Origin of the sequence: Kineococcus vitellinus (assembly GCF_009906315.1) — a bacterium.
In the GTDB taxonomy this organism is placed as follows: Bacteria; Actinomycetota; Actinomycetes; order Actinomycetales; family Kineococcaceae; genus Kineococcus; species Kineococcus vitellinus.
In genome coordinates this window covers 1-2,855 of record NZ_JAAALL010000417.1, presented here as the reverse complement: position 1 = coordinate 2,855, position 2,855 = coordinate 1, and the positions used below count along the sequence as shown (strand labels likewise).

At 79.5% G+C, this 2,855-nt stretch carries 3 protein-coding genes; 1 reads left to right on the top strand and 2 read right to left on the bottom strand.

What is annotated here, in order from left to right; genetic code table 11:
• Positions 1 to 27: 27 nt before the first annotated feature.
• Positions 28 to 1,701, bottom strand: a complete 1,674-nt coding sequence (gene menD / locus GTQ99_RS21795; RefSeq protein WP_166617788.1) for a 2-succinyl-5-enolpyruvyl-6-hydroxy-3-cyclohexene-1-carboxylic-acid synthase — start codon at positions 1,699 to 1,701, stop codon at positions 28 to 30.
• 69 nt (positions 1,702 to 1,770) lie between these two features.
• Between menD and GTQ99_RS21790 the strand changes: the two genes are divergently transcribed.
• The gene (locus tag GTQ99_RS21790) at positions 1,771 to 2,178 is read left to right on the top strand and encodes a hotdog fold thioesterase (RefSeq protein WP_420814605.1); all 408 of its coding nucleotides are present in this window, start codon (positions 1,771 to 1,773) and stop codon (positions 2,176 to 2,178) included.
• A gap of 6 nt (positions 2,179 to 2,184) precedes the next feature.
• On the opposite strand, the gene GTQ99_RS21785 is transcribed toward GTQ99_RS21790, so the two are convergent.
• Positions 2,185 to 2,855: enolase C-terminal domain-like protein (locus GTQ99_RS21785; RefSeq protein WP_276612469.1), on the bottom strand; the 671-nt coding region annotated here is incomplete at its 5' end.

The window sequence follows — 2,855 nt, the reverse complement described above, 5'->3', positions numbered from 1 at the left end:
GCCCCCGGGCCCACCGCCCCGGCGCGCTCAGCCCTCCAGGACGGCGGCGCGCACCGCGTCCGCGAGGCGCTCGGAGCGCACCCGCACGGCGGCGCGGTCCACGACGAGCTCGACGACCCGCAGCCCCGACGGGCGGGCGGCGATGGCGGCGGCCGCCTCCTCGCGGGTGGCGGGGCGCTCGTGCGGCACCCGGTAGGCCGCGCACAGGGCGGCGACCTCCACCCCGTGCGGGGTCGCCACCACCCGCTCGAAGGTGGAGCGGTCGACGGCGGTGGCGTGCTCCAGGGTCTCGAAGATGCCGCCGCCGTCGTCGTTGACGAGCACCACCGTCAGGTCCGGGCGCGCCTCGGCGGGCACCGGCAGCAGCGCGTTGACGTCGTGCAGGAAGGCCAGGTCCCCCACGAGGACGCGGGTGGCGCCCCGGGCCAGCGCGACGCCGCAGGCCGTGGCCAGCGTGCCGTCGATGCCGGCCAGCCCGCGGTGGGAGACCGTCGCCACGTCCGCGGGGCGGGCGGCCAGGTCCACGTCGCGCACCGGGTTGCTGGCGGCGACGACGAAGCCGGAGCCGTCCGCGGCGCACGCGCGCACCGCCTCGCGGGCCGCCCACGGCCCGCTGAGGTCCCGCTCGCCGTCCAGGGCGGCGTCCACGGCGTCCGCGGCCAGCTTGCCGGCGCGGTCCCAGCGGGCGGCGAACTCCTGCTCACCGGCCCCGGGCGGGCCCTGCACCCCGGCGGCGGGCACGACGCGGGCGGCGCGGAAGCCCGCGTCGGACCAGGTCCCCGCGGCGCTGACCACGACCAGCTCGACGTCGTCGCGGGCCAGCAGCCGCGTCACCGGGCGCGAGAGCGTCGGGTGGCCGAAGAGCACCACCCGCTCCACCGCGCCCAGCGGGCCGTCGGCGTCGGCGGCCTCCAGCAGCAGCCGGTAGGGGCCCACGGCCCGCTCGCCGGCGCGGGCGCCCGAGCTCGGCTCGGCCAGCAGCGGCCAGCCCGCGGACTCCGCCAGCTCGCGGGCGGCGGCCCCGGTGGCGGGGTCGGGGGCGTCACCGGCGAGGACGAGCGTGCGCGGCCCGCGCTCCAGCGCGACCGGCGCGGGGGCGCCCGGTCCGTGGACCTGGGTCAGCCCCGGGCCCGCGGGGACCTCGCCGGGCGAGGGGGTGAGGGGGTCGGCGAAGCCCACGTTGAGGTGCACCGGTCCCGGCCCGTCCCCGCGCAGGCCGCGGGCGAAGGCCACCGCGCGCGAGAGCAGCGAGCGCCAGGCCGGCGCTTGCCGGTCCGGGTCGACGGGGGCGGGCACGTCGGCGCTGTAGCGCACCGAGGGCAGGAACAGCCGGGCCTGCGCGTCGGCGGTCTGGCTGGCGCCGGAGCCGCGCAGCTCGTGCGGGCGGTCCGCGGAGAGCACCACCAGCGGGACCCCGGCGTGGTGGGCCTCCAGGACGGCGGGGTGCAGGTTCGCGACGGCCGTGCCGGAGGTGGTGACGACGGCGACCAGCTCACCCGCCCGGGCGAGCCCGAGGGCGAGGAAGCCGGCGCTGCGCTCGTCGACGCGCACGTGCAGGGTCAGCCGGCCCTCGTCGGCGGCGCGGGCGGCCGCGTAGGCCAGCGGGGCGCTGCGCGAGCCGGGGCTGAGCACGAGGTGGCGCAGGCCGAGGCGGACCAGGGTGTCGACGAGGACCGTCGCGAGGGCGGTCGAGGGGTTCACCCCTCCATGGTGCGCCCCACCGGCTGTGGCAGCCTGCGGCGGGTGACGCACCCGACACCCCCGCCCCCGATGGACGAGGTCCTGGCCTCCTTCGCCTCCGGCACCCTCGTGGAGCGGATGGGCATCGAGTTCGTGGAGATGAGCCCGCAGCGGGTCGTGGCGACGATGCCCGTCGAGGGCAACACCCAGGTGGCGGGCTACCTGCACGGCGGGGCCAGCTGCGTGCTCGCCGAGACGCTCGGCTCGGTCGGGGCCTTCCTGCACGTCTGGCCCGGGGGGCTCGCCTTGGGCACCGACATCAACGCCACCCACCACCGCTCGGTGCGCTCGGGCGTGGTGACGGGGGTGGCGACGGCCATCAGCCTGGGCCGCACGCTGTGCAGCCACGAGGTCGTGATCTCCGACGAGCAGGGCCGGCGCGTGTGCACCGCGCGCATCAGCAACTACGTGCGGACCGCGGAGCAGCCGGCCCGCTGAGGCGGCTCAGCCGTCCGCGCCCGCCGCCAGCACCGCGTGGCAGTCCGCGATGCGCCGGCGCCACCACGCCTGCCGGTCGGCGCCCGCCCGGTGGCGCTCCAGCAGCTCCCGGTCGGCGCGCGCCGGGCCGACCAGCAGCGCGCCGTCCACCGGCAGCAGCGGCGGGGCGCTGACGTCGGCGGCCAGCAGCGCGGCCGTGCCGAGCCCGCAGGCGTGCGGCAGCCGCGGCAGCGCGGCCGCGAGCGCGGTGCCGGCCGCCAGCCCGACGCTGGTGTCCAGCGCGGAGGAGACCACGACGGGCAGCCCGCAGGCGGCGGCGACCTCCAGCGCGCGCGCCACCCCCGACAGCGGCGCCACCTTCAGCACGACGACGTCGGCGGCCTCCAGCCCGGCCACCCGCAGCGGGTCCTCGGCCTTGCGCACGCTCTCGTCGGCGGCCAGCGGCACCGGCGTGCCCGCGGCGGCCAGCCGGCGGCGGACCTCGGCCATCTCCTCCAGCGTCGCGCACGGCTGCTCGGCGTACTCCAGGTCCACCTCGCCGAGCGCGGTGAGCGCCTCCAGCGCCTCCTGCACGCTCCAGCCCGCGTTGGCGTCCACCCGCACCCGCCCGCCCGGGCCGAGCACCTCGCGCACGGCCCGGGCGGGCGGGTGCGGGTGGACGCCAACGCGGGCTGGAG